Here is a 24,984-nt window from a genome sequence, read left to right as displayed (position 1 = left end):
TCCCGGTTGGGGCGCTCTGTGTAGGAGCCAGCTTGCTGGCGATCAGGTGCATCAGCAGTGTGCTGGATCGCCAGCAAGCTGGCTCCTACAGGTCGAGACTCGTGTCTCTTAACGCGAAGCGCGGCGGCTCATAAAGGCCAGGCGCTCAAGCAACTGCACATCCTGCTCGTTCTTGACCAGCGCACCGGCCAGCGGCGGGATGGCCTTGGTGGGGTCGCGTTCGCGCAGCACGGCTTCGCCGATGTTGTCGGCCATCAGCAGTTTCAGCCAATCAACCAGCTCGCTGGTGGACGGCTTTTTCTTCAGGCCCGGTACTTTGCGCACGTCGAAGAACACGTCCAGCGCTTCAGCGACCAGGTCTTTTTTGATGTTGGGGTAGTGCACATCGACGATCTTCTGCAGGGTCGCGCGATCCGGGAAGGCGATGTAGTGGAAGAAGCAGCGGCGCAGGAAGGCGTCCGGCAGTTCTTTTTCGTTGTTCGAGGTGATGATGATGATCGGGCGTTGCTTGGCCTTGATCGTCTCGTTGGTCTCGTAAACGTAGAACTCCATCTTGTCGAGTTCTTGCAGCAGGTCGTTAGGGAACTCGATGTCGGCCTTGTCGATTTCGTCGATCAGCAGAATGACGCGCTCTTCGGACTCAAAAGCCTCCCAGAGTTTGCCTTTCTTGATGTAGTTGCGCACATCGTGAACTTTGTCCGAATCCAGTTGCGAGTCACGCAGGCGGCTGACCGCGTCGTACTCGTACAGGCCCTGATGAGCCTTGGTGGTGGATTTGATGTGCCAGGTGATCAAGCGTGCGCCGAATGATTCAGCCAGTTGCTCAGCCAGCATGGTTTTACCAGTGCCCGGCTCGCCCTTGACCAGCAGCGGGCGCTGCAGGGTGATGGCGGCATTGACCGCGAGCTTGAGGTCGTCGGTGGCGACGTAGGACTGGGTGCCTTCGAACTTCATCGGTAAATCCTCGAACGGTAACGCGCAGGGCCATACCCGCGGGTTCGGTAGGTGAAAACCAGACTATAACGCGCAGCCCCGGCGACTGTGAACGCAGACGGGGCATTCAGTCACTGAATGGCGGGTCACCGAGCGTCTGTTACCGTGCTAGACGCAAGCGCGCGGGCGTTTTAGTCTGGCGGACTTTCGGCAACTACCGCACAAGGACATCGTCATGAGCCGCATCTTTACTGACAACGCCCAGGCCATTGGCAACACTCCGCTGGTCAGAATCAACCGGCTGGGGCCTGCTGGTGTAACCATCCTGGCCAAGATCGAAGGGCGTAACCCGGCGTATTCGGTGAAGTGTCGGATCGGCGCGAGCATGATTTGGGACGCCGAAGAGCGCGGCGTACTCAAACCCGGCATGACCATTGTCGAGCCTACCTCCGGCAACACCGGCATCGGCCTGGCGTTTGTCGCGGCGGCGCGTGGCTACAAGCTGCTGCTGACCATGCCTGCGTCCATGAGTTTGGAACGCCGCAAGGTACTCAAGGCGCTGGGCGCTGAGTTGGTGCTGACCGAGCCGGCCAAGGGCATGAAGGGTGCTATTGAAAAAGCCGCAGAAATCGCCGCCTCCGATGCCAACACTTATTTTATGCCGCAGCAGTTCAACAACCCGGCCAACCCGGCGATTCATGAAAAGACCACCGGCCCGGAAATCTGGAACGACACCGACGGCGCGATTGATGTGCTGGTCTCGGGCGTCGGCACCGGCGGTACCATTACCGGTGTGTCCCGTTACATCAAACAGACCCAGGGCAAGGCCATTCTTTCCGTAGCGGTGGAGCCGATCAGCTCGCCGGTCATCAGCCAAACCTTGGCCGGTGAAGAGGTCAAACCCAGCCCACACAAAATTCAGGGCATTGGCGCAGGCTTCGTCCCCGGTAACCTGGATTTGAGCATGGTGGACCGCGTTGAACAGGTCAGCGATGACGACGCCAAAGCGGTTGCCCTGCGCCTGATGCGCGAAGAAGGCATCCTCTGCGGTATCTCCTGCGGCGCCGCCATGGCCGTGGCCCTGCGCCTGGCCAATGAGCCGGGCATGCAAGGCAAAACCATCGTGGTGATCCTGCCGGATTCCGGCGAACGCTACCTGTCGAGCATGCTGTTCAGTGACATGTTCACCGAGCAGGAATTGCAGCAGTAAACGTCCAGGCCTTGGGTCGCATGCCGCTGGCCGTGATGACGGATTACCCACAGCCCGCCTAGCGCGGGCTGCTTTCGTATACAACTTATGCGGGACGAGTCAGTCGTGTGAGCGTTTGCTGCCCAGGCGGTACTGATTTTCGCCGCCGCGCTTGGCCTCGTACATGGCCAGATCCGCGATGTGAATCAGTCGATCCATGCTTGATGCGTGATCCGGGTAAGCAGCAACGCCCAGGCTGGCACCGATACACTGCGATTTACCGGCGATAGCCAAGGGTGCCAGCAGTGTTGCGAAGAGTTTTTCGCTGATTGTCTGAGCTTCCTGCTCCAGGCTGCTGTTGAGTGCCAGACCTTCGACAATCACGACAAATTCATCTCCACCGATGCGTGCCACGCTATCGGAGGCGCGCAATGCGCCTTTGAGCCGTTGCGCGGTGGTGATCAGCACTTCATCTCCTGCGGCATGGCCATATGCATCGTTGATGGCCTTGAACCCGTTAAGGTCGATAAACACCAGGGCTACGCGAGTGCTGTTGCGTTGGGCGCGTTTCAGGGCATTGCCCAGGCGATCCTCGAATACCAGACGGTTAGGCAGACCGGTTAAAACATCGTGATGCGCCAATTGATGCAGCTGCTGAGCCCAGGCTTTCTCCTCGGTGATATCGCGCACCACCCCCATCATTTTCACCGCGCTACCCTGAGCATCTTTGACCACATTGCCGGTTTCTCGCAGCCAGCGCATGCTGCCATCGGCCCAGATTACGCGGTATTCCTCGTCATGATTTTCACCGGTTTCGATGCAGCGCAGTTCCCCAGCGCGCACACGCTCGCGATCGTCTGGGTGCACGCTTGCGCAGAACAGATCGTAGCTCGGTGTCACACTGCCTATCTTATGGCCGAACATGGTGTAGATCGCGTCTGACCAGTACAAACGGTTGGTGTTGATCTCCCAGTCCCAGGTGCCGATACGAGCAAAATACTGGCTGCGTTTGAATCGCTCGATATCTTCCTGTGAACGACAGGGTTCATGACTCGGTTGAAGCAGTACAAGGGTTTTAGCATGGCCAAGGCGCAGGCATCTGGCTTCGATTTTCAGACGATGTCCGGAGTTTGCGACAATCTCCAGGCATTGGGTGGCTGCAGTTTCCAGATTGAGCTGCAGCGTTGGTAGATAGTCCGAGACGCATGCACCCAGAAGTTCGTCAGCTCTCTTGCCCAACAGTTGAGCGGCAGCAGGGTTGTATTGATCGATTTTGCCGTTGCGATCGAGTTGTAACACGGCATCCGAGAGCGTATTCAGCAGCTGTTCGTAGACGCCTAGCTGAACGTGCATGGTGCGTCGAGTGTTAAGTGACCAGAGCAGCAGCGACAAAAGCAGCAGGCCGCCGGCGACAAAGACTATGGCAGGCATTGGCTTAGGTTTCGCACTGTGGGAGGTTGGCTGGGTAATGGTTGCATAATGGCATTATGCCGCTCTTTGTGCTCATTACAGGGGGCTCTAGCATGAGGGTTTAACGCCTGTTGATCGGCAATGCGATCAACCGCGAGACAACGAGCGCCAGGTACATGACGCCGGCAAACTCTTCAATCATCACCAGCGCCCGTGCCATGGGTGTGACTGGCAGAATATCGCCCAGGCCAACGCCTGAAAGAGTGGTAAAGCTGAGAAACAACAGCTCCATCCAGCTGCGGGCATTCTGTGGATCAACCATTGCCACAAAACTGCCGGGTAGCAGCAGCTGACAAACATTGAATAGGTAGGCGAAAGCCCAGGCGAGCAAGGTGAACGTCGCACCCACTGCGTAAAGCTCATCGGTTGTCGCGTGCTGGTCAGCGGTCATGTAGGCGATGAGGCTGGCGGCGGCATAAAAGTAAAAGACTGCCTCAACCAGGGCGACCAGCCATTTCAGGGTTGCAGAAGGAAGCAGTATGTCGAGTACCGACAGTGCCAGCACCAGCACTGCCAGCATCACGGCGATCCAGCTTTGGGTTGGACTGCGTTTGACCACATGCAAGGCGAGGCCCAGCACCACCAGACCGAATGAACCGAAGAGTGCGCGGCCAAGCGCGGTGCTTTCCATCCAGGGGTAAAGCAATACGCCAAGCAGTTGCACGAACAGCAGGCCGGCAGAAGGGTGGCGGGTTACATAGGCAATGGGCGACATACGATCCTTGTTTATCAATGCTGACGATGGTCACAAAAAAGCCCGCAGCTGCGGGCTTGATTGCTACATACCTTAATTATCGTAGCCCAGGTTCGGTGCCAACCAACGCTCGCTGACGTTGAGGTCCTGCTTTTTCCGGGCGGTGTAGCTTTCCACCTGATCCTTGTCGATTTTGCCGACGGCGAAGTACTGCGCTTGCGGGTGGGCGAAGTACCAGCCGGACACGGCCGCCGCCGGGAACATGGCGTAGTGCTCGGTGAGGAACACGCCGCTGTCGCCCGCTTTGTTGAATGCGGCCGCTGGGTCGAGCAGGGTGAACAGGGTCTTTTTCTCGGTGTGATCCGGGCAGGCTGGGTAGCCGGGAGCGGGGCGGATACCTTTGTAGGCTTCCTTGATCAGCTCGTCATTGCTCAACTGTTCGTCCGGCTCATAGCCCCAATAGGTGGTGCGCACCTCTTTGTGCAGCCACTCGGCGCAGGCTTCGGCCAGGCGGTCGGCCAGGGCTTTGACCATGATCGAGTTGTAGTCGTCGCCAGCGTCCTGATAGGCCTTGGCCACTTCCTCAGCACCGATACCGGCGGTGGTGATAAAACCGCCGACGTAGTCGGTGATGCCGCTGTCTTTCGGCGCAACAAAGTCGGCCAGCGAGTAGTTTGGCTTGCCGTCCGGTTTGATGGTCTGCTGGCGCAGGTGGTGCAGGGTGGCCAGCTTGTCACCGTTATCGGCGTAGACATCCAGGTCGTCATCATTCACCTGGTTGGCGGGCCAAAAGCCGAACACGGCACGGGCACTGATGAGTTTTTCGTCGATCAGTTTTTTCAGCATGGCCTGGGCATCGGCGTACAAGGCCGTCGCGGCTTCGCCGACCACTTCATCGGTGAGGATGCGCGGGAATTTGCCGGCCAAATCCCAGGAGATAAAGAACGGCGTCCAGTCGATGTACTCGGCCAGAGTGGCCAGGTCGATATTGTCCAGCACCTTGACGCCGGTAAAGCTCGGCACGCTGGGCTGGTAATGGGCCCAGTCAAACTGCGGCTTGTTGGCAACCGAGGCGGCGTAGCTCAAACGCTCGGTGCGGGCGCTGCGGTTAGCGGTGCGCTCGCGCACCTCGATGTAGTCGAGGCGGGTGCGCTCAACGAAGTCGGCTTTCAGCTCTTTGGACAGCAACTGCGTGGCCACGCCGACCGCGCGCGAGGCGTCGGTGACGTAAACCACAGCGTCGTTCTGGTACTTGGGCTCGATCTTCACCGCTGTGTGAGCTTTGGAGGTGGTGGCGCCACCGATCATCAACGGCAGGTGAAAGCCCTGACGCTGCATTTCGCGGGCGACATGCACCATTTCATCCAGTGACGGGGTGATCAGGCCGGACAGGCCGATGATGTCGCACTTCTCATCCTTGGCCACCTGCAGGATTTTCTCGGCGGGCACCATCACACCCAAATCGACGATATCGTAACCGTTACAGCCGAGCACCACGCCAACGATGTTTTTGCCGATGTCGTGCACGTCGCCCTTGACCGTGGCCATGAGAATTTTGCCCTTGGCTTCCGGCTTTTCGCCTTTTTCGGCTTCGATAAAGGGGATCAGGTGCGCCACCGCTTGCTTCATCACGCGGGCGGATTTCACCACCTGCGGCAGGAACATTTTGCCCGCGCCGAACAGGTCACCGACCACGTTCATGCCTGCCATCAGCGGGCCTTCGATCACCTCGATGGGGCGCGCGCACTGCTGGCGGAATTCTTCGGTGTCTTCGACGATGTGCGTGGTCACGCCTTTGACCAGCGCGTGCTTGAGCCGTTCTTCAACGCTCAGGTTGCGCCATTCTTCGGTTTCGGCTTCTTTAACGCTGCCATCGCCCTTGTATTTGTCGGCAATGGCCAGCAGCGCTTCGGTCGCGCCGTCGTTACGGTTGAGCACTACGTCTTCTACAGCGTCGCGCAGCTCTTTGGGAATCTCGTCGTAGATTTCCAACTGGCCGGCGTTGACGATGCCCATGGTCAGGCCGTTCTGGATCGCGTAGTACAGGAACACCGAGTGAATGGCTTCACGCACCGGGTTGTTGCCGCGGAACGAGAACGACACGTTGGACACGCCGCCCGAGCTCAGGGCATAGGGCAGTTCGTCACGGATGTAGGCGCAGGCCTCGATAAAGTCGACCGCGTAGTTGTTGTGCTCCTCGATGCCGGTGGCCACGGCGAAGATGTTCGGGTCGAAGATGATGTCTTCCGGCGGGAAGCCCACTTCGTTAACCAGAATGTCGTAGCTGCGCTGGCAGATTTCTTTCTTGCGTGCGGCGGTGTCGGCCTGCCCCACTTCGTCGAAGGCCATCACCACCACAGCCGCGCCGTAGCGCTTGCAGAGGCGGGCGTGGTGCTTGAACTGCTCCACGCCTTCCTTCATGGAAATCGAGTTGACGATGCCTTTGCCCTGGATGCACTTGAGGCCGGCTTCGATCACCTCCCACTTGGAGGAGTCGATCATGATCGGCACGCGGGAAATGTCCGGCTCACCGGCAATCAGATTCAAGAAGGTGACCATGGCCTTCTGCGAATCCAACATGCCCTCGTCCATGTTGATGTCGATCACCTGCGCGCCGGCTTCCACCTGCTGCAGGGCGACTTCCAGGGCTTCGGTGTAGTTGTCCTCGCGGATCAGCCGGGCGAATTTGGCCGAACCGGTGATGTTGGTGCGCTCGCCGACGTTGATAAACAGCGAGTTGCGGTCGATGGTGAAGGGCTCAAGACCCGACAAGCGGCAGGCTTTGGGAATATCCGGGATGACCCGCGGCGGGTATTTGCTCACCGCTTCGGCAATCGCCTGAATGTGCGCCGGCGTGGTGCCACAGCAGCCGCCGACGATGTTCAAAAAGCCCGAGGCGGCAAACTCTTCGACCACCACTGCCATTTCCGCCGGGGTTTCGTCGTATTCACCAAAGGCATTCGGCAAGCCGGCGTTGGGGTGCGCAGAGACAAAGGTGTCGGCTTTGTTGGCCAACTCTTCCAGATACGGGCGCAGGTCACTGGCACCGAGGGCGCAGTTCAGGCCCACGGAAATCGGCTTGGCGTGGCGCACGGAGTTCCAGAAGGCTTCGGTGGTCTGCCCGGAGAGGGTGCGGCCGGAAGCGTCGGTGATGGTCCCGGAAATCATGATCGGCAGCTCGAAGCCTTGCTGCTCGAAGACTTCCTGCACGGCGAAGATCGCCGCTTTGGCGTTCAAAGTATCGAAGATGGTTTCGATGAGGATCATGTCCGCGCCGCCTTCAATCAGGCCGCGGGTGGCTTCCACGTAGTTTTCCACCAACTCGTCGAAGGTGACGTTGCGGTAGCCGGGGTTGTTGACGTCCGGGGAGATCGAGCAGGTGCGGCTGGTTGGGCCCAGTACGCCGGCAACGAAGCGCGGGCGATCCGGGGTTTCCAGGGTCTTGGCATCGGCCACGCGGCGGGCCAGGCGCGCGCCTTCGATGTTCAACTCATACACCAGGCTTTCCATGCCGTAGTCGGCCTGGGACACCTGGGTGGCGTTGAAGGTGTTGGTTTCAAGGATGTCTGCGCCGGCATCCAGGTAGGCTTTCTCGATTGCGCCGATCACGTCGGGACGGCTCAGGATCAGCAGGTCGTTGTTGCCTTTGACGTCCTGCGGCCAGTCGGCGAAGCGTTCGCCACGGTAATCGGCTTCTTCCAGCTTGTAGCTCTGGATCATGGTGCCCATGCCGCCGTCGAGGATCAGGATGCGTTCCTTCAGGGCTTGCTGAAGTGCGTGGAGGCGGGCGCTGCGATCGGACAGAGACATGGAGAGAACTACCTGGGACGCGTGAAAAAAAGATGCGCGATGATAACAAAGCTGCACGCTTTTGCAGTGGGCTGCGCTTTTACATGAATCTTACTCATGTTTGCGGGTTGGCCTTTGCTAACCGACGCCAGCTAGAATCGGCACTTGAGCCTTTTTAGAGATGTTTCCATGGTCTGCCGTTTACTACTTGGCGTGTGTTTATTGTTCATCGGCTCATTACAGGCGGCCGAACCCATCTCCTACAGCCGCGATATCCAACCAATTTTTACCAAGAACTGCGTGGCCTGCCATGCCTGCTACGACGCGGCCTGCCAGCTTAATCTGGGCAGTGGTGAAGGTGTGCTGCGCGGCGCCAGTAAGGCCACGGTGTATAACGGCACGCGCACCCAGGCGCAGGCCACTACACGGCTGTTTGTTGATGCCCACGGTGAGGCCGCGTGGCGGCGTAAGGACTTTGTGTCTGTGCTGGATCAGCAGGGCAGTCAGGCCGCTTTAATGGCCCGTATGCTGGAACTGGGTCATCAGCAGCCGTTTGCGGCCAATAGCAAACTGCCGGCCGGGTTGGCTATCGGCATCAACCGGGTCAACCAATGTCCGCTTCCGCAGGAGTTTGAGGCGTTTGCCCGTAAAAATCCGCAGGCAGGCATGCCGTTTGCCGTTACCGGCTTGAGCGAGGCGGACTACCAGACGCTCCAGCGTTGGCTGGCCGAGGGCGCGCCGGTCGATCAGCAAACGCTGCAGGCCAGTGCGGCTGAGGCGCAGCAGATCGCCAATTGGGACGCTTTTATGAATGCTCCCGGTGCCCGCGAGTCGCTGGTTTCGCGCTGGCTCTACGAGCATCTGTTTCTCGCCCACCTGTATTTTACCGATGGTGAGCCGGGGCACTTCTTCCAGATGGTGCGTTCGCGCACGCCCAGCGGCCAGCCGGTGGACATCATCGCTACGCGGCGACCCAATGATGATCCCGGCACCGAGTTCTACTACCGGTTGATCCCCGTGCAGGGGGTGATCGTGCACAAGACCCATATCACCTACGGGTTGAGTGCAGCGAAGCTGGCGCGGGTCAAAGCATTGTTCTTTGCCAGTGACTGGCAGGCCGACGCTGTGCCCGGATATGGCCTGCAGCGCCGCGCCAATCCATTCGAGACCTTTGCCGCGATTCCGCCCCAGGCGCGTTATCAGTTCATGCTGGATAACGCCGAATACTTTGTGCGCACGTTTATTCGCGGGCCAGTTTGCCGTGGGCAGATCGCCACGGATGTGATTCGCGATAACTTCTGGGCGATGTTCCAGGACCCACAGCACGACCTTTACATCACTGATGCGCAATACCGTGAGGAGGCCACCGGGTTATTGGCCATGCCGGGACAGCTTGATGGCATCACCGATTTACCGGGCCTGTGGCGCAGCTACCGGGACAAGCGCAATGCCTATGAAGCGCTGCGCATGCAGCGCTACGCTGATGCGCCAGCGGCGAGTTGGTCGCATATCTGGGCCGGCAACGACAACGCACTGCTGTCGATCTTCCGCCATCACGACAGCGCGTCAGTGAGCAAAGGGCTGATTGGCGAAGTGCCGCAAACCCTCTGGTGGATGGACTACCCACTGCTGGAGCGTACGTACTACCAACTGGTAGTGAACTTCGATGTGTTTGGCAACGTTTCGCACCAGGCGCAGACCCGCTTGTATTTTGACCTGATTCGCAATGGTGCCGAGGTCAACTTCCTGCGCCTCATGCCGGCTGAGTCGCGCCAGGGCTATCTGAGTGATTGGTACCAGAGCAGTGGCAAGCTGAAGGTCTGGCTGGACTATCAGGCCATCGACAGTGACAGCCCAAGCGCACTGCGCTTGGCAGCGGGTGACCCGAAACGCAGCTTTGCCGGGGCGCTGCTGGAACGTTACGGCAGCCTGAACGCCCGGCCTGACCCGATCAACCGCTGCACGGGTGCGCATTGTCATCGGTCCGGTATAGCCTCCGAGTTACAGCGTGCCGAGCAATCCCTGAGCCGCCTGACCGGTAAACCGGGTGGCACGCTCAAGGTGATCAACCAGTTGCCGGAAACCACACTTTTACGCGTAGAACTGGCTGGAGGGCAGCGCGAGGTTTACAGCCTGTTGCGCAACCGTGCGCACAGCAATGTGGCCTTTATGCTGGGCGAGGAACTGCGCTACCAGCCCACTCTGGATACCCTGACGGTGTACCCGGGGGTGTTCAGCAGTTACCCGAACTTCATCTTCAACATCCCGGCAGAGCAGGTAGCGGCGTTTGTCACTGCGCTGGAACAGGCGCGTGATCAATCAGCCTTCGATAAGGTGGTCGAGCGCTGGGGGATTCGCCGTACACATCCGCAGTTTTGGCATTACTTCCACGATATGTCGGCCTATATCCAGCAGATCGAGCCAGTGGAAGCCGGCGTGCTGGATATGAATCGATATGAGAATTTATAGGGCGCGGGCAGGTGGCGCACTGCGCGGCAGTGCGCCGATATGGTTAGCGGTTGAAGCGTTCAACCAGAGCATACTGGCCGTTGGCTGTGGCCATCAGCGCCGCACTGAGCAGGGCCGTGTCATGGGCCTCGCCTGAGGTCTGATCGGCTAACTGGGCAATGGTGGTGATGCTGCGGTTGACCTCATCGGCAACGGCGCTCTGCTCTTCGGCGGCTGCGGAAATCTGGTTGGCCATATCGGTGATATTGGCTACCGCTTCGCTGATACCGGCCAGGGCCTCATCGGCCTGCTGCACGCGTTCAACCCCTTCATCAGCCTGTTTGCGGCCGATTTCCATGGTCATCACCGCTTCTTCGGCGGTGCGTTGCAGCTTGGCGATCAACTGATGGATCTGTCCGGTGGATTCGGCCGTGCGTTGCGCAAGCGAACGGACTTCATCGGCTACCACGGCAAAACCACGTCCCATGTCACCGGCGCGCGCCGCTTCGATAGCGGCATTGAGCGCGAGCAGATTGGTCTGATCAGCAATGCCCTTGATCACATCGACCACACCTCCGATCTGATTGCTGTCATGGGCCAGGCGAGTCACGGTCTCACCGGTATCGCCAACAGACTGCGAGAGGCGCTGGATAGCCTGACGGGTTTCGCTGGCGATGCTGCGGCCGGCACTGGTCAAGCGATTGGCATCCTGAGTGGCGATGGCCGTGCGTGCCACATTGCTGGCAACTTCCAGCGTGGTGGCGGCCATCTCATTGATGGCTGTTGCGACTTGATCGGTTTCATTGCGCTGGCGTTCAAGCCCGGCGGAACTGCTGTGAGCAAGTGTATCGGCTCGTTTGGCTTGCTGAGCGAGTTGCTCAGCGGTGTCCTGCAGGCGTGTCAGGCAGGTTTTCAGGCGCGCCTCCTGGCTCAGAATGGACATTTCCAGACGCCCCTGATCGCCACGGCTGTCGGTATACATCTGCGCAATCAGTGGGTCGGAAGTGGTCTGATCAGCCAGGCGTAGCAGGCGTGCGAGGCCACGTTGCTGCCAGTTAAGCCCTGCCAGGCCAAGCGGTATAGATAACCCTGCAGCGAGTGCAAAGCCCCAACTGGAGTCCAGCCAGGCGCCGATCAGGAAGCCGATCTGGCTGACCAGAATAAATGGCAGCCAATCCTGCACGATTGGTAGCCAGCGATCAGTGCTGGGGATCGCTGACTTGCCGCTATTGATCCGTTGATAAAGGGCTTCCGCGCGGCGAACCTGCTCGGCAGTGGGTTTGACTCGAACAGATTCATAGCCAATGACCTGATTGTGTTCAGTCACCGGTGTGACATAAGCATTGACCCAATAGTGGTCACCGCTCTTGCAACGGTTTTTGACGATGCCCATCCAAGGGCGGCCTTTCTTCAGGGTATCCCACATGTGTTGAAACACAGCAGGAGGCACATCCGGGTGGCGTACGAGGTTGTGCGGCGCCCTGATCAACTCCTCGCGAGTGAAACCACTAATGTCCACAAAGGCGTCGTTGCAATAAGTGATCTGACCTTTGAGATCCGTGGTGGAAATGAGTCGTTGCTGCGCCGGGAATGTGCGCTCACGTTGTGTAATGGGCTGATTATTGCGCATGGTGAGTTCTATTCCTTTTGTCGTTATCGGTACTTCGGCCGCAGCCGCCGGAAGTTTAGCTGCGGAACCGCATCTGGGCTGGAAATGCTCCAGGGCTCAGGCTTGAGGCTTTGGGCGCGCATTCTTGCTATCTGCGCAGGAATAGTCACGTTGACTTTAAGCATACAGCGGTGAGTCGGCTATGATGCGCGCCTTGAGGAGAGACTGATGAACACGTTGCTGTTGCACTGCCGCCCCGGATTCGAAAACGAAGTCTGCGCTGAGATTGCCGAACAGGCAGCGTTGCTAAATGTGGCCGGGTATGCCAAAGCCAAGCCGAACATGGCCTGCGCAGAATTTATCTGCACCGAGGCCGAGGGGGCCGAGCGCCTGATGCGTGGGGTGCGCTTCACTCAGCTGATCTTTCCCCGGCAATGGTCACGCGGCACATTTATCGGCCTGCCTGAACTGGACCGTATCAGTGTGCTGCTGGCTCACCTGGCCGACTCACCGGTGTTTGGCAGCCTCTGGCTGGAAGTGCTGGACACCAACGACGGCAAAGAACTGTCGAATTTCTGCAAGAAGTTCGAGGCGCCGCTGCGCAATGCCCTCAGCAAAGCCGGCAAGCTGGTCGACGATGCACACAAGCCACGCCTGTTGCTAACCTTTAAAAGTGGTCGTGAGGTGTTTGTTGGCATGGCCGAGGCGAATAACTCGGCGCTGTGGCCTATGGGTATTCCTCGACTGAAGTTCCCCCGCGAAGCGCCGAGCCGCTCGACCCTCAAGCTGGAAGAGGCCTGGCATACCTTTATCCCCCGCGAGCAGTGGGATGAGCGCCTGTCCGATGAGATGACCGGGGTTGACCTCGGTGCTGCGCCGGGCGGCTGGACTTATCAGCTGGTCAAACGCGGCATGCTGGTCACCGCCATCGATAACGGGCCGATGGCCGAAAGCCTGATGGACACCGGTCTGGTCAATCACCTGATGGTCGATGGCTTCACCTGGACGCCCAAGCAGCCGGTGGACTGGATGGTCTGCGATATCGTCGAAAAACCGGCGCGGACGGCGGCGATGGTGGAAACCTGGATTGGCGACGGCCATTGCCGGGAGGCGGTGGTGAACCTAAAGCTGCCGATGAAACAGCGCTACGCCGAAGTGCGTCGCCTGCTGCAGCGCCTGCAAGACGGCTTTTCCGAGCGCAAGATCAAGGTGTCGATAGCCTGCAAGCAGCTCTATCACGACCGTGAAGAAGTCACCTGTCACCTGCGCCGCTTAGGTAAATAACGCCTCAATGTCTGGCCAGTTGCGGCTGTAGCGGCAGCAGCTGCGGCCACTCGACGCTGCCTTGCAGCGTGCTGCTGGAGAGCTGCCAGGAACCGTTGAACAGGTATTGGCCACTAAAGCCGCTGATACGCAGTCCCAGAGTATCGCCCGGTTGCAGCTGTGCGCTGACGGCAGCCAGTTCCGTGCTGACTTGCCCGTTGAGCGGGGTGACCTGCTCACTGAGTACCTCACTGCTGCCATCGGCGCGCTTGACCACCAGGGCGGCAAACAGCGTCGGCAGTCCCTCGGCGTTTTCCAGATGCACGCGTGGCACGCCCACCAGGGCGCTGCTCGTCTGCACCTGTTGCAGCGGGATAAACCGCGACGCTTGCAGCAGCCCGCTGCTAAACGGCCGAATCGCCGTGGTCGGCAGCGCGATACGTTGATTCGTCGGTAGTTGCTGCAGGGTCACGCCCTGATCCAGATCGAGGCTGACGCAGAAGTCGGGAATGCTCGCCGCCACGCCCTTGCGCCCGCGCAGCTTGTCTTCGTACCAGCTGATGATGCTCTGGTAGAGGTTGATTGCCCGACCGTCGCAGTTCAGCACCGCTTCGTTGTTGAACGGCGGCAGGCCGCTCCAGCGCTGCATCGGCGGCGGCAAAATATGCCCACCCTGCATGCCGAGCAGACGCACATCACGCTCACCCTGTTGCAGGCAATCACGAATCGCCAGCCCCTGGTTGAGTGGGAACAGAGTGTCACGCATGCCCTGGATCAGCAGGGCATCAGCCTGCGGACGCTGGCCTCGTGCGCAGTAGCTGGTCAAGCTGTGGGCTTTGAGTTCGTCGCGCACCGGTTCGCGCATACGGCCATCAGCGCTTTTCAGGTAGGGTGCTTGGACGAACTTGCCCAGGTCATAGCCGGTGGACAGGCCCAAGCTGAGCAGCACGCTTGTCCAGCCGATTTTCAGGTGGCTGTCCGGGGCCAGGGCTTCGCTCAGGTCGTACCAGGTAGCAATCGGCACAATCGCGTCGATGCGCGGGTCCGTAGCTGACGCAAGCAGCTGCACCGCACCGCCGTAGCTTTCGCCGAGCATGCCGACCTTCGGGTCATTCGGCGCGTCCATGTTCAGGCGTGGCAGGTTGGCGGCGGCCCAGTCGATCACGGCCAGGGCATCCTGCACTTCATAGTCGGGGTCCATCATCTCGATATCGCCCTCGCTGCCGCCCCAGCCGCGTTGGTCGTAGCTGATTACCCAATAACCGGCCTGCCAGGCCTTCAACGCGGCGCGACCAGACATCATCTGTGTGCCGTAGAAGCCGTTCGGTCGAGTGACGCGCCAACCGCCCCAGCCGTGGGTGTGCACGATCACCGGGGCCTGCTCGCCGGCCTTCAGCGCTGGCTGGAATACCGTGGCCGATAGCCGCGTGCCATCGCGACCATGGATCACTGCATCGAAATAGGTGGCAGGCAGGTCCTGCTGCGCGCTGGCGCTGAAGTCCGGCAGTTGATCACGGGCGGCGCAGCCGCTGAGCAGCAACGCGGCGAGTAGCAAGGCAGGGCGCATAGATGGCTCTTATTGGAATGGTGGACGCTGCGCAGCCTGCCTGATCAGGGCGTGGCTGCCTGCCCATCCAAGGTTGTGTTGACCTGTTGTCGAGCCAATCTCGCTACACAGGCGTTTTCCATCAGGCGCTAGATGACCTTTGGGTCAGCTTTGCGCGAGAATAGCGGCCTGCTACTGGAGCCTGCCGATGTCTTTGCAAACCACCGCCATTCCCGATGCCACCCTCGACGCCAGCGGGCTCAATTGCCCCGAGCCGGTGATGATGCTGCACAATAAGGTGCGCGACCTGCAGGCCGGCGGCCTGCTCAAGGTGATTGCCACCGACCCTTCGACCCGTCGCGATATTCCAAAGTTCTGCGTGTTTCTTGGCCATGAATTGGTGGAGCAGGCCGAAGAGGGCGCGACCTACCTATACCTGATCCGCAAGAAGCTCGACTAATGAACTGGTACTTCGCCTACGGCTCGAATATGAACCTGGCACGCATGCAGGCCCGTGGCATGACGGTGCTGGAGGCACTGCCGGGTCATCTTCCCGGTTACAGCCTGTGCTTTAACAAGCGGGCGGCGGATCGGGCGCCGGGGCGGGCCTACGCCAATATCCGTCATCAGCGCCAGGGGCGGGTGGAAGGTGTGCTGTATCGCCTGGCCGACGCTGGTGAGATCGCCAAGCTGGATCACTTCGAAGGTACGCCGATCTATTACAGCCGCGAATGCCTGCCGATTGTCGCGGCCCACGGCGTGCAGCCGGCCTGGGTGTATATCGCCAACCCGGTCTTTCGTGAAGAAGGGCTGTTGCCCAGCGCTGATTACCTGGCCCACCTGCTGGCGGGGCGTGAATTGTTGTCCGAAGCCTACTGGTCGACGCTGGCAGCTTGGCCCGTCCATCCCGATTGACCGGGCGCCAGGCCGCAGCTGTTCAGCACGTCCTGCCAACTGCGCACATGCCGTGCGGTGGCCTGTTGAAAGTCCGCCCATAACGACGCCTCGTCACCGCTCAATTGCTGCAGGTATTCCCGCGTCGCTGGGGGTATCTGCGCAACGCCGCTGAGGCTGCGCAGGCTGCTGATCAGTTGGCCGCCCTGGTCGCTGGCATGCAGGGCGAAGCACAGCGGATCCAGCTGCTCGGCACTCGGCGGTAACGCGGCTGGCAGTGTGCTACCGATGCCTGCCAGCTGCGCCAGGGCATCCAGAGTGCGCAGCAGATCGCCTTTACAGGCCAGTTGGCTGCTGGGCGTGAGCTGTTTACCGAGGCTGTTGTTGCGCGGGCTTATCTGCTGTTGCAGGGCAGCGACGCGCGTCGACCAGCAGGTCCAGCAGGCTGATGCGCAGCTCGGCAATTTCTAGCAGTCGTTCGCGCCGAGCGGGTAGGCGATAGCGGGTCAGTTCGCTGGCGTCGAAAGACCTAGCCGGTTTCACGTCCAGAGCATTGCTTAATCGCTGCAGGTAATCTGCCTGCAGCGCCAGGCCATCATCGGTAGGCGTGCAGGCACAGTGCAGCGAGCGGGCGTTCATCAGGCCATCTTAGCGGCTCGGATGCGTTTGCGCGCGCTGCCGGCCAGGCGTACAGCGAGCATGCCGCCAGCGCAGGTCAGGCCAACCACCAGACCCTGCCAGAGCCCGCTGGGGCCGCTGGGTTCGCCGAACCAGTCGGTCAGGCCGAGCACATAACCCACCGGTAAGCCGATGCCCCAATAGGCGAACAGGGTCAGGATCATGGTGACGCGGGTGTCCTGATAGCCGCGCAGTGCGCCGGCAGCCGTCACCTGAATGGCGTCGGAGAACTGGAAGAGCGCCGAATACACCAGCAGCGTGGTGGCCACCGCAATTACTGCGCGGTCTGGGGTGTAGATCTGCGCAATCTGTTCGCGCAATAGCAGCATCAGGCTGGCCGACAGGCAGGCGTAACCTAGCGCCGCCGCCATGCTCACCCCAGCCGCAAAACGCGCCTCACGCGGCTCGCCACGGCCCAGCGCCTGGCCGACGCGCACGGTAGCGGCCATGCCCAGGGAGTAGGGGATCATAAACACCATGGAGCTGAAGTTCAGGGCGATCTGGTGCCCGGCCACCACGGTGGCGCCCAGGCCGCCTATCAATAGCGCGATCACCGCGAAGATACTCGACTCGGCAAACACCGCAATGCCAATCGGCAAACCGACCGAGAGCAGGCGCTTGAGCACCGGCCACTGTGGCCATTCGAAGTGGCTGAAGATTTTGCTCGGCTGATAGAACGGCGCCCACTTCACCCACCAGAGCATGCTCAGGAACATAAAACCCATTACCAGGCCAGTGGCCCAGCCGCAGCCGACGCCGCCCATGGCCGGTAACCCGAACTTGCCATAGATAAAGATGTAATTGAGCGGGATGTTCAGCGCCAGGCCACTCAGGCCGATGACCATGCTCGGCCGGGTATGCCCGAGGCCATCACTGAAGCAGCGCAGCACGTGGTACAGGGCTACGGCTGGAAAACCGCAGGCCACAGCACGCAGGTAGCCCATGGCGGGCTCGATCAGTGCCGGGTCGACGTTCATCAGGCTGAGAATGATTTCTGCGTTCCACAGAATCACCGCCGCCGCGATACCCACCGCCAGCGCCAGCCACAGTGCCTGCCGCACCAGAGGGCCAATTTCGTTTTGCGCGCCTGCACCGAAGCGCTGTGCGACCTTGGGCGTGGTGGCCAGCAGAATGCCGGTCATCAGCAGAAACACCGGCACCCAGATTGAGTTGCCCAGTGCCACGGCGGCCAGGTCCTGCGGGCTGACCCGGCCGGCCATCACGGTATCGACGAAGCCCATGGCGGTGTTGGCCAATTGGGCAATGATGATCGGCGTTGCGAGCTTCAGCAGGCTGTAGAACTCGGTGCTGACGCGCTGCAAGCGGGTTTGGGCAAGCATTGAAGTGTATCCGGCTTATATCAGGAAACCGTGCAGTCTACGCCTTGACGGCTTGGTCAGGAAACCTTGTCGCGTGATGTTTCAGTGCGATGAACGCATTACATGACTCAGCGTAGCCAAGCCGTGCTGGCAGGTTAGAATGCCGGCCTGATTTTTGGAGCACGGGAACAGACCCCTATGCGCATCGTTGCCGACGAAAATATCCCCCTGCTTGACGAATTCTTTGCCGGTTTTGGTGAAATTCGTTGCCTGCCCGGCCGCAGCATCGATGCGGCAGCTGTCGCCGATGCTGACCTGTTGCTGGTGCGCTCGGTGACACAGGTTAACCGTGCGCTGCTCGAAGGCTCGCCAGTAAGGTTTGTCGGCACCTGCACCATCGGCACCGACCACCTTGATCTCGATTACCTCCAGCAGGTTGATATCGCCTGGGCTAGCGCGCCGGGCTGTAATGCCCGTGGCGTGGTCGATTATGTGCTGGGCAGCCTGCTGGTATTGGCCGAGCAGCAGGGCGTTGATCTGGCAACGCGTACCTATGGCGTAGTCGGCGCGGGGCAGGTCGGCAGTCGTCTGCTCAAGGTGCTGCGCGGCCTGGGTTGGCATGTGCTGGTCTGCGATCCGCCACGTCAGGCGGTGGAGGGCGGTGATTTCGTCAGCTTGCAGCAGGTGCTGGATGAATGTGATGTGATCAGCCTGCATACACCGTTGGAACGTCTAGGCGAGCACCCCACCCATCATCTGTTCGATGCCGCTCGCCTGGACTCACTTAAATCCGGTAGCTGGCTGATCAACGCCAGCCGTGGCGCGGTGGTGGATAACAAGGCATTGCGCCAGTTGTTGACGCAGCGCAGCGATCTGCAGGTGGTGCTGGATGTCTGGGAAGGCGAGCCACAGGCCGATGTCGAACTGGCCGCGTTGTGCCGCATTGCCACGCCGCATATTGCCGGCTACAGCCTCGACGGCAAGCTGCGCGGTACGGCGCAGATCTATCAGGCCCTGTGTCGGCACCTGGGTGTTGAGTCGAGTACCGAACTGGCGCAGCTGATGCCCGCGCCGTGGCTGAGTGATCTGACTATCGATGCCAGCGCCGATCCGGCCTGGGCCTTGGCCAGTGTCTGCCGTGCGGTGTATGACCCGCGCCGCGATGATGCGGACTTTCGCCGGAGTCTGCAGGGCGGCGATGCGGCAACGCGGCGGGTGGCGTTTGACGGGCTGCGCAAGCACTACCCGATGCGCCGGGAAATCGACGGGCTCAAGGTTTGCGTAAAGGGTGATGCGCCGGCGTTGGTAAGCCTGGTGCAGGCGTTGGGTGCGAAGCTGAAGGAGTAGGGTGGAGGGTACTGCACCCACCCACCGTTGGCGGTCTTAATGGTGGATGAAAAGACGTCACCCACCCTACAAAGTGACGAGCTTACTTACGCTTAGTGGCTTGCTGCTGGGCTTTTTCCAGCGCGTTGCAGGCCTGTTGGATCATCTCTTCGGTGATCGGAATTTCACGGCCCTGGGCGTCGATGACAAAGCCACCAATCGGCATTTTCGTGTTTTTTTGCGAATTCTGTTGTTGGCTGTGCATGGCTTGTCTCCTCATCGGTTAGCGCGATTTTATGAGTGTTAGATGAAGGCGCTATGACAACTGCGACGGCAGAAAACCGCCGCAAGACACAGGGCAAGATAGCCATTGCAGGCACTGTGCCAGGGCCGGCAGGTATTGAATCAGAGGGTGTTATGGGGCTTTTCCATATTGGCTTGATCATTAACCCATTGGCCGGCCTGGGCGGCCCTGCGGGTTTCAAGGGCAGTGATGGCATGGCCGAGCAGGCCTTGGCTTTGGGGGTTGTGGCCAACGCGGCGCAGCGGACGCAAACGGCTCTTGAGGTACTGCGGCCGCTACGTGAACGCCTGGAGTTCGTCACTTTTCCTGGCGCGATGGGTGCTGACCTGCTGAGTGAGATGGGTTTTGCCCACCGCGTGGTCGGTGCGCTGGATGACGGGCCGAGCTGCGCCGCCGATACCCGGCAAGCGGTTGAGCTGCTGCAGGGGGCTGGTGTGGCGCTGATTTTGTTTGCCGGTGGCGATGGAACCGCGCGGGATATCTGCGCGGCCGTGCGCGAAGGCCAGCCGGTATTGGGCATTCCGGCTGGGGTTAAGATCCAGTCCGGGGTGTATGCCATCAGTCCGCGCGCAGCCGGAGAGTTGACCGCGCGGCTGATCGAGGGTGGCCTGGTGCGCCTGAGCTGCGGTGAAGTGCGCGATATCGATGAAAGCGCCCTGCGTGAGGGGCGTGTGACGGCGCGCTGGTACGGCGAACTGACGGTGCCGCAAGAGGGCGGCTACGTGCAGCAGGTCAAACAGGGCGGCGTTGAGTCGGAAGAGTTGGTGTTGGGCGATCTGGCCGACTGGCTCAATGACAGCTGGGAGCAGGATGTGCGCTACGTGTTCGGCCCTGGATCAACCCTGCATGGCTTGGCACAGAGTCTCGGTATCGAGACCACCTTGCTCGGCGTCGATGTGATCGAGAATGGTCAGCTGCTGGCCAGTGATGTCACCGAGGCGCAGCTGTTCGAACTGATTGATGGCCATCCAGCGCGTCTGCTGGTCACTGCCATTGGTGGTCAGGGTCATATCATCGGGCGCGGTAATCAGCAGATCAGCCCGCGGGTACTGCGCGCCATCGGCCTTGAGCATCTGCGTGTGGTCGCCACCAAGCGCAAGCTCGGCACGCTGGAAGGCCGGCCGCTGCTGGTGGACAGCGGCGATGTAGCGCTGGACGATGCTTTCCCCGATGTCGTGCGCGTGTGGGCCGGTTATAAGGAAGAGCTGCTCTATCCCGTGGCTAAGTAGCGGCTGAACTACTTAAGGAGGCATTATGCGGGCGATTCTGCTGGTTGCATTGAGCATTCTGCTGAGTGCCCAGGCCTGGGCGTTGCAAGCCGATGCTCTGGTCACGGCCGCCCGCGAGCAGGTTGGCATGACCTTGGGCTATGACCCGGCCTATCGCCCCCTCAGTTACCCCAATGGCGATGTACCGCTGAATACCGGCGTGTGCACCGATGTGGTGATTCGCGCGCTGCGCGAGCAGGGGCTCGACTTGCAGCAGGTCGTGCATCAGGACATGCGTGCGAATTTTCGCCTGTATCCCAAGAACTGGGGGCTAAGCCGCCCCGACAGCAATATTGATCATCGCCGTGTGCCGAACTTAATGACCTGGTTCAAGCGACAGGGCTGGGCGCTGGCGCTTGGCCAGGAGGCCGGCTACCGCCCTGGCGATATCGTCACCTGGGATCTGGGCGGCGGCCTGACCCATATCGGCATTATCAGTGACCGACAGACACGCGGCGGTGTACCCCTGGTGCTGCACAATATCGGCCGCGGCACCCAGGAAGAGGACATTCTCTTCAGCTTCAAGATTACGGGCCACTACCGTATCCCGGCCGCATAAAGGCCAGGCAAAAGGAGTTGGGCATGCAGGCGCAAACACAAATACCGCCACCCTTTATCCAGCCAGGCGAACACGTGGTGCTGTTCGACGGGGTGTGCAAGCTGTGTAACGGCTGGGCGAAGTTTCTGATTCGCCATGATGTTGAGCAGCGCTTTCGTTTGGCCTCGGTGCAGTCGGCCGAGGGCCAGTCGCTTCTGGCTTGGGGCGGTTTGCCCACCGAGCGCTTCGAGACCATGGCGTTAATCGAGGATGGCCAAATGCTGCTGCGTTCGGAGGCGGTGCTGCGCATCGTCGCGCAATTGCCTAAGCCATGGCGCTGGCTGGCCTGGCTGCGGCTGATTCCGAGGCCTATACGTGACAGGTGCTATGAGCGTATTGCGTTAAATCGCTATCGGTTATTCGGCCGTTACGACAGTTGCCTCATACCAAACGCCGACCATGCTCGGCGCTTTTTGCATGACTGATCCGCGCCTGCTGCAGATCGCCTGGATTGCGCGCATTAGCTTGGCTTTGGTGTTTATCTGGCACGGCTTGGTGCCGAAGATTCTCTGGCTAAGCCCGGATGAGCTAGCGATGATCCAGGCCCACAATCTGCCAGACCCCGAGTGGGTGGCGCGCATCGCCGGTCTGGCGGAAATCATTCTGGGTGTTTTGCTGCTTTGGCGGCGTCAGCGCTGGCCATTGTTGCTGGCGGGTGTGTTGTTAATTGGCTTGCTGCTTGATGTGGCGCTATTGAGTCCCCATCTACTGCTACAGGCGTTCAATCCGCTGTCGACCAATCTCGCCGCCTTGGCGCTGTGCTGGGTGGCTTGGCGGACGGAAACGCCGCAATCGCCTCCTCATTAACGGGCGTCAGCGCCCCAGCGAGCCTCCATGCTTTCGATCCTGTCTTCCCGTCAGCGCAATGCCCTGCGTATGGCCTGGCGCTTTATCGCGCCGTATCGCGGTCGTGTGTTCGGGGCCTTGCTGGCGCTGATGTTTACTGCGGCCATCACGCTGTCCATGGGGCAGGGCATCAAGCTGTTGGTCGATCAGGGCCTGGCCACTCAGTCGCCAGAGGCGCTGCAGCAATCGATCGGGCTGTTCTTCGTGCTGGTGCTGGCGCTGGCCATCGGCACCTTTACCCGTTTTTATCTGGTGTCGTGGATTGGCGAGCGCTTTGTCGCCGATATCCGCAAGCGGGTGTTCAATCACCTGATTGAACTGCACCCGGGTTTTTATGAGAGCAACCGCAGTTCGGAGATTCAGTCACGGCTGACCGCTGATACCACGCTGCTGCAATCGGTGATCGGCTCATCACTGTCGATGGCGCTGCGCAACCTGATCATGCTGGTCGGCGGCAGCGTGCTGCTGGTGGTGACCAACGCCAAGCTCAGCGGCATCGTGCTGATGGCGCTGCCGCTGGTAGTCGCGCCGATACTGATTTTCGGCCGCCGCGTGCGGGCCTTGTCGCGGCAGAGCCAGGATCGGGTGGCGGATGTCGGCAGCTACGTCGGTGAGGTGCTAGGGCAGATCAAGACCGTACAGGCCTACAACCACCAGAATGAAGACAAGCGCCGTTTCGGCCTGTCCGCCGAGGCGGCCTTCGACACGGCGCGGCAGCGCATCGCCCAGCGTGCCTGGCTGATTACCGTGGTGATCGTGTTGGTACTCGGTGCGGTGGGCGTGATGCTCTGGGTCGGTGGTATGGACGTGATCGCCGGGCGGATCTCCGGCGGTGAACTGGCGGCCTTTGTGTTCTACAGCCTGATTGTCGGCTCGGCCTTTGGTACGCTGAGCGAGGTTATTGGTGAGCTGCAACGGGCTGCTGGTGCCGCCGAGCGCATCGCAGAGCTGTTGCAGGCGCGCAATGAAATCACCCCGCCGGCGTCCGATGCGTTGCATCTGCCGCAGCCGGTGGAGGGCCGCATCGAACTGCAAGGGCTGCGTTTCGCCTACCCGTCGCGACCCGGCAGCTTTGCGGTGGACGGCATTAATCTACAGGTTGCAGCGGGGCAAACCCTGGCGCTGGTCGGGCCGTCCGGTGCGGGTAAATCGACGCTGTTCGATCTGCTGCTGCGCTTTTTCGACCCGCAACAGGGCCGCATCCTGATTGATGGCGTGCCGATTCAGCAACTCGATCCTCGTGAGCTGCGCAGTAGCTTTGCCCTGGTGTCGCAGAACCCGGCGTTGTTCTTCGGTTCGGTAGAGGACAACATTCGCTATGGGCGAATCGATGCCAGCCTGGCTGAGGTCGAAGCGGCAGCCAAGGCCGCCCATGCCCACGAATTCATCATGAAGTTGCCGGATGGCTACCAGACCCACCTGGGTGATGCCGGGCTGGGCTTGTCCGGTGGTCAGCGTCAGCGCCTGGCGATTGCTCGGGCATTGCTGGTTGATGCGCCGATTCTGCTGCTGGATGAGGCGACCAGTGCACTGGACGCCGAGAGCGAGCATCTGATTCAGCAAGCCTTGCCACCGCTGATGGAAGGGCGCACCACCCTGGTGATCGCCCATCGCCTGGCCACGGTAAAAAGCGCTGACCGCATCGCAGTAATCGAGCACGGCAAACTGGCCGCTATTGGCAGCCACAGCGAGCTGGTCAGCAGCAGCCCACTGTATGCGCGTCTGGCTGAGTTGCAGTTCAGTAACGAGGCGGAAGTCGTTGGTTAACCGCCAGGTCGGGTAATCCGGGAGGGGCATTAACCGCAATCAGGGTGTAGCGGTCTAGATCCGTCGTGACTAAACCAGAGCAAGCACGCTCTGGCGCTTAAAGCGGTTTAGCTTTCGGTTTGATCGTCGCTGCCGCACCGGCCGAAGCGAGGATGATTGCACTGATGGCCAGCCATTGACTGAGGGTCAGGCGCTCGCTGAGGAACAGCAGGCCGGAGAGGGCGGCAATCGCCGGTTCCATGCTCATCAGAATGCTGAAAGTGCGTGCGGGGAGGCGCGTCAGGGCGACCATTTCCAAGCTGTAGGGCAGGGCCGAGGACAGCACGGCCACGGCCAAAGCAATGGGCAGTAGATCCATTGAGAACAGGCCGCTACCGGCTTGCCACAAACCGACCGGGAACACCAACAGGGCTGCGACGATGGTGCCCAGGGCGACGGTATGCTTGCCGTGCTCTGCGCCGGCTTTTTGCCCGAAAACGATATACAGCGCCCAACACAGACCGGCGGCCAGGGCCAGGGCCATGCCGACCGGGTCCAACGGTACATCGCGTTGCCCGGTCGGCAACAGCAGCCAGAGGCCGAAAACCGCGAGGGCAATCCAGACGAAATCCACCAGCCGGCGTGACGACAACAGTGCCAGGCCCAGTGGGCCGGTGAACTCCAGGGCAACGGCGATGCCCAGAGGGATGGTTTTCAGCGAGAGGTAGAACAGCAGGTTCATGCCGCCCAGTGACAGTCCATAAGCCAACAGCGAGCGGCAGGACTTGAGGGTCAGCTTGGCCTGCCACGGACGCATCAGGAGGCACAGGATCAGCGCGCCAAGGCTCAGGCGCAGGGCGGTGGTGCCGCTGGCGCCAATTTCCGGAAACAGCCCTTTGGCCAAGGAGGCACCGCTCTGGATCGAGGTCATGGCGATCAACAGCAACAGGATTGGCAGGATCACCATAGAGAATTGCGTTGAACGCGGCATGACTGTTCCTTGGGTTTTTATCCGTTAATAAAAAGCCGGCCACTGAGGCCGGCTTTCAGGCACTTGGCTGGGG

The 24,984-nt window shown here is 60.5% G+C and carries 22 protein-coding genes; 11 read left to right on the top strand and 11 right to left on the bottom strand.

Features of this window, described 5'->3' with window-relative positions; genetic code table 11:
* Positions 1 to 108: 108 nt before the first annotated feature.
* A complete protein-coding gene (locus tag OU997_RS19050; protein WP_267808060.1) occupies positions 109 to 954 on the bottom strand; it encodes an AAA family ATPase in 846 nt (281 codons plus the stop codon).
* Between the two features lie 214 nt (positions 955 to 1,168).
* On the opposite strand from OU997_RS19050, the gene cysK reads away from it, so the two are divergent.
* On the top strand, positions 1,169 to 2,143 hold the full coding sequence (gene cysK / locus OU997_RS19045) for a cysteine synthase A (protein WP_108488336.1): 975 nt from the start codon (positions 1,169 to 1,171) through the stop codon (positions 2,141 to 2,143).
* 99 nt (positions 2,144 to 2,242) lie between these two features.
* Here the strand turns inward: cysK and OU997_RS19040 are convergent, their stop codons facing one another.
* From OU997_RS19040 to metH, 3 genes are all read right to left on the bottom strand, one after another.
* Positions 2,243 to 3,553 (bottom strand): diguanylate cyclase domain-containing protein, encoded by a 1,311-nt coding sequence (locus OU997_RS19040; protein WP_108488335.1) that lies wholly within the window; start codon positions 3,551 to 3,553, stop codon positions 2,243 to 2,245.
* A 100-nt stretch (positions 3,554 to 3,653) separates the two neighbouring features.
* Complete coding sequence (locus OU997_RS19035) at positions 3,654 to 4,307, bottom strand: potassium channel family protein (RefSeq protein ID WP_267808058.1); 654 nt, start codon at positions 4,305 to 4,307, stop codon at positions 3,654 to 3,656.
* Between the two features lie 72 nt (positions 4,308 to 4,379).
* The gene (metH, locus tag OU997_RS19030) at positions 4,380 to 8,096 is read right to left on the bottom strand and encodes a methionine synthase (RefSeq protein ID WP_267808057.1); all 3,717 of its coding nucleotides are present in this window, start codon (positions 8,094 to 8,096) and stop codon (positions 4,380 to 4,382) included.
* Positions 8,097 to 8,264: 168 nt separating this feature from the next.
* Between metH and OU997_RS19025 the strand changes: the two genes are divergently transcribed.
* On the top strand, positions 8,265 to 10,544 hold the full coding sequence (locus OU997_RS19025; RefSeq protein WP_267808056.1) for a fatty acid cis/trans isomerase: 2,280 nt from the start codon (positions 8,265 to 8,267) through the stop codon (positions 10,542 to 10,544).
* Positions 10,545 to 10,587: 43 nt separating this feature from the next.
* On the opposite strand, the gene OU997_RS19020 is transcribed toward OU997_RS19025, so the two are convergent.
* Positions 10,588 to 12,153 (bottom strand): methyl-accepting chemotaxis protein, encoded by a 1,566-nt coding sequence (locus OU997_RS19020; RefSeq protein WP_108488332.1) that lies wholly within the window; start codon positions 12,151 to 12,153, stop codon positions 10,588 to 10,590.
* Between the two features lie 207 nt (positions 12,154 to 12,360).
* On the opposite strand from OU997_RS19020, the gene rlmM reads away from it, so the two are divergent.
* Positions 12,361 to 13,416, top strand: a complete 1,056-nt coding sequence (gene rlmM / locus OU997_RS19015) for a 23S rRNA (cytidine(2498)-2'-O)-methyltransferase RlmM (RefSeq protein WP_267808055.1) — start codon at positions 12,361 to 12,363, stop codon at positions 13,414 to 13,416.
* Between the two features lie 4 nt (positions 13,417 to 13,420).
* On the opposite strand, the gene OU997_RS19010 is transcribed toward rlmM, so the two are convergent.
* Positions 13,421 to 14,962, bottom strand: a complete 1,542-nt coding sequence (locus tag OU997_RS19010) for a CocE/NonD family hydrolase (protein ID WP_267808054.1) — start codon at positions 14,960 to 14,962, stop codon at positions 13,421 to 13,423.
* Between the two features lie 187 nt (positions 14,963 to 15,149).
* On the opposite strand from OU997_RS19010, the gene tusA reads away from it, so the two are divergent.
* Together tusA and OU997_RS19000 are read left to right on the top strand one after the other, a co-directional pair.
* Entirely contained in the window at positions 15,150 to 15,401 is a 252-nt protein-coding gene (gene tusA / locus OU997_RS19005) for a sulfurtransferase TusA (RefSeq protein ID WP_108488329.1), read from the top strand.
* Entirely contained in the window at positions 15,401 to 15,856 is a 456-nt protein-coding gene (locus OU997_RS19000; protein WP_108488328.1) for a gamma-glutamylcyclotransferase family protein, read from the top strand. The genes tusA and OU997_RS19000 overlap by 1 nt, the downstream gene beginning before the upstream one ends.
* Here OU997_RS19000 and OU997_RS18995 read toward each other — a convergent pair.
* From OU997_RS18995 to OU997_RS18985, 3 genes are read right to left on the bottom strand one after another with little or no spacing between them, the layout of a single operon-like run.
* Positions 15,814 to 16,299 carry a DUF3080 family protein gene (locus tag OU997_RS18995; protein WP_267808052.1) on the bottom strand — a complete coding sequence of 162 codons (486 nt, stop codon included), beginning with the start codon at positions 16,297 to 16,299 and terminating at the stop codon, positions 15,814 to 15,816. The two genes, OU997_RS19000 and OU997_RS18995, sit on opposite strands and share 43 nt — an antisense overlap.
* Positions 16,205 to 16,474 carry a DUF3080 family protein gene (locus OU997_RS18990; RefSeq protein WP_256582978.1) on the bottom strand — a complete coding sequence of 90 codons (270 nt, stop codon included), beginning with the start codon at positions 16,472 to 16,474 and terminating at the stop codon, positions 16,205 to 16,207. Before OU997_RS18990 ends, OU997_RS18995 begins: the two co-directional genes overlap by 95 nt.
* Positions 16,474 to 17,853: an MATE family efflux transporter gene (locus tag OU997_RS18985; RefSeq protein WP_108488327.1), complete on the bottom strand. Its 1,380-nt coding sequence runs from the start codon at positions 17,851 to 17,853 to the stop codon at positions 16,474 to 16,476. The genes OU997_RS18990 and OU997_RS18985 overlap by 1 nt, the downstream gene beginning before the upstream one ends.
* 177 nt (positions 17,854 to 18,030) lie before the next feature.
* Here OU997_RS18985 and pdxB point away from each other — a divergent pair, with 177 nt between their 5' ends.
* Positions 18,031 to 19,179, top strand: a complete 1,149-nt coding sequence (pdxB, locus tag OU997_RS18980; protein ID WP_267808050.1) for a 4-phosphoerythronate dehydrogenase PdxB — start codon at positions 18,031 to 18,033, stop codon at positions 19,177 to 19,179.
* A gap of 82 nt (positions 19,180 to 19,261) precedes the next feature.
* Here the strand turns inward: pdxB and OU997_RS18975 are convergent, their stop codons facing one another.
* On the bottom strand, positions 19,262 to 19,438 hold the full coding sequence (locus OU997_RS18975; RefSeq protein ID WP_420713213.1) for a PA1571 family protein: 177 nt from the start codon (positions 19,436 to 19,438) through the stop codon (positions 19,262 to 19,264).
* Positions 19,439 to 19,575: 137 nt separating this feature from the next.
* On the opposite strand from OU997_RS18975, the gene OU997_RS18970 reads away from it, so the two are divergent.
* Genes OU997_RS18970 through OU997_RS18950 form a run of 5 tightly spaced genes read left to right on the top strand, consistent with a single transcriptional unit; the run spans position 19,576 to position 23,941 of the window.
* The gene (locus OU997_RS18970) at positions 19,576 to 20,691 is read left to right on the top strand and encodes an ATP-NAD kinase family protein (protein WP_267808048.1); all 1,116 of its coding nucleotides are present in this window, start codon (positions 19,576 to 19,578) and stop codon (positions 20,689 to 20,691) included.
* A gap of 25 nt (positions 20,692 to 20,716) precedes the next feature.
* On the top strand, positions 20,717 to 21,289 hold the full coding sequence (locus OU997_RS18965; RefSeq protein WP_108488324.1) for a DUF1287 domain-containing protein: 573 nt from the start codon (positions 20,717 to 20,719) through the stop codon (positions 21,287 to 21,289).
* 23 nt (positions 21,290 to 21,312) lie between these two features.
* A complete protein-coding gene (locus tag OU997_RS18960) occupies positions 21,313 to 21,753 on the top strand; it encodes a thiol-disulfide oxidoreductase DCC family protein (protein ID WP_267808046.1) in 441 nt (146 codons plus the stop codon).
* A complete protein-coding gene (locus tag OU997_RS18955) occupies positions 21,746 to 22,135 on the top strand; it encodes a DoxX-like family protein (protein WP_108488323.1) in 390 nt (129 codons plus the stop codon). Before OU997_RS18960 ends, OU997_RS18955 begins: the two co-directional genes overlap by 8 nt.
* Positions 22,136 to 22,162: 27 nt before the next feature.
* Positions 22,163 to 23,941: an ABC transporter transmembrane domain-containing protein gene (locus OU997_RS18950; protein WP_267808043.1), complete on the top strand. Its 1,779-nt coding sequence runs from the start codon at positions 22,163 to 22,165 to the stop codon at positions 23,939 to 23,941.
* Between the two features lie 97 nt (positions 23,942 to 24,038).
* On the opposite strand, the gene rhtA is transcribed toward OU997_RS18950, so the two are convergent.
* Complete coding sequence (rhtA, locus tag OU997_RS18945; protein ID WP_267808041.1) at positions 24,039 to 24,911, bottom strand: threonine/homoserine exporter RhtA; 873 nt, start codon at positions 24,909 to 24,911, stop codon at positions 24,039 to 24,041.
* Between the last annotated feature and the right edge of the window lie 73 nt (positions 24,912 to 24,984).

The organism is Pseudomonas sp. SL4(2022) (assembly GCF_026625725.1).
Lineage (GTDB): Bacteria > Pseudomonadota > Gammaproteobacteria > Pseudomonadales > Pseudomonadaceae > Aquipseudomonas.
This window is presented reverse-complemented; position numbering and strand designations above follow the sequence as displayed.

What these genes read in the sequence shown, in the direction of transcription:
- OU997_RS19050 (WP_267808060.1), bottom strand. Translation starts at nt 954, where the DNA reads ATGAAGTTCGAAGGCACCCAGTCCTACGTCGCCACCGACGACCTCAAG.
- cysK (WP_108488336.1), top strand. Translation starts at nt 1,169, where the DNA reads ATGAGCCGCATCTTTACTGACAACGCCCAGGCCATTGGCAACACTCCG.
- OU997_RS19040 (WP_108488335.1), bottom strand. Translation starts at nt 3,553, where the DNA reads ATGCCTGCCATAGTCTTTGTCGCCGGCGGCCTGCTGCTTTTGTCGCTG.
- OU997_RS19035 (WP_267808058.1), bottom strand. Translation starts at nt 4,307, where the DNA reads ATGTCGCCCATTGCCTATGTAACCCGCCACCCTTCTGCCGGCCTGCTG.
- metH (WP_267808057.1), bottom strand. Translation starts at nt 8,096, where the DNA reads ATGTCTCTGTCCGATCGCAGCGCCCGCCTCCACGCACTTCAGCAAGCC.
- OU997_RS19025 (WP_267808056.1), top strand. Translation starts at nt 8,265, where the DNA reads ATGGTCTGCCGTTTACTACTTGGCGTGTGTTTATTGTTCATCGGCTCA.
- OU997_RS19020 (WP_108488332.1), bottom strand. Translation starts at nt 12,153, where the DNA reads ATGCGCAATAATCAGCCCATTACACAACGTGAGCGCACATTCCCGGCG.
- rlmM (WP_267808055.1), top strand. Translation starts at nt 12,361, where the DNA reads ATGAACACGTTGCTGTTGCACTGCCGCCCCGGATTCGAAAACGAAGTC.
- OU997_RS19010 (WP_267808054.1), bottom strand. Translation starts at nt 14,962, where the DNA reads ATGCGCCCTGCCTTGCTACTCGCCGCGTTGCTGCTCAGCGGCTGCGCC.
- tusA (WP_108488329.1), top strand. Translation starts at nt 15,150, where the DNA reads ATGTCTTTGCAAACCACCGCCATTCCCGATGCCACCCTCGACGCCAGC.
- OU997_RS19000 (WP_108488328.1), top strand. Translation starts at nt 15,401, where the DNA reads ATGAACTGGTACTTCGCCTACGGCTCGAATATGAACCTGGCACGCATG.
- OU997_RS18990 (WP_256582978.1), bottom strand. Translation starts at nt 16,474, where the DNA reads ATGAACGCCCGCTCGCTGCACTGTGCCTGCACGCCTACCGATGATGGC.
- OU997_RS18985 (WP_108488327.1), bottom strand. Translation starts at nt 17,853, where the DNA reads ATGCTTGCCCAAACCCGCTTGCAGCGCGTCAGCACCGAGTTCTACAGC.
- pdxB (WP_267808050.1), top strand. Translation starts at nt 18,031, where the DNA reads ATGCGCATCGTTGCCGACGAAAATATCCCCCTGCTTGACGAATTCTTT.
- OU997_RS18975 (WP_420713213.1), bottom strand. Translation starts at nt 19,438, where the DNA reads ATGAGGAGACAAGCCATGCACAGCCAACAACAGAATTCGCAAAAAAAC.
- OU997_RS18970 (WP_267808048.1), top strand. Translation starts at nt 19,576, where the DNA reads ATGGGGCTTTTCCATATTGGCTTGATCATTAACCCATTGGCCGGCCTG.
- OU997_RS18965 (WP_108488324.1), top strand. Translation starts at nt 20,717, where the DNA reads ATGCGGGCGATTCTGCTGGTTGCATTGAGCATTCTGCTGAGTGCCCAG.
- OU997_RS18960 (WP_267808046.1), top strand. Translation starts at nt 21,313, where the DNA reads ATGCAGGCGCAAACACAAATACCGCCACCCTTTATCCAGCCAGGCGAA.
- OU997_RS18955 (WP_108488323.1), top strand. Translation starts at nt 21,746, where the DNA reads ATGACTGATCCGCGCCTGCTGCAGATCGCCTGGATTGCGCGCATTAGC.
- OU997_RS18950 (WP_267808043.1), top strand. Translation starts at nt 22,163, where the DNA reads ATGCTTTCGATCCTGTCTTCCCGTCAGCGCAATGCCCTGCGTATGGCC.
- rhtA (WP_267808041.1), bottom strand. Translation starts at nt 24,911, where the DNA reads ATGCCGCGTTCAACGCAATTCTCTATGGTGATCCTGCCAATCCTGTTG.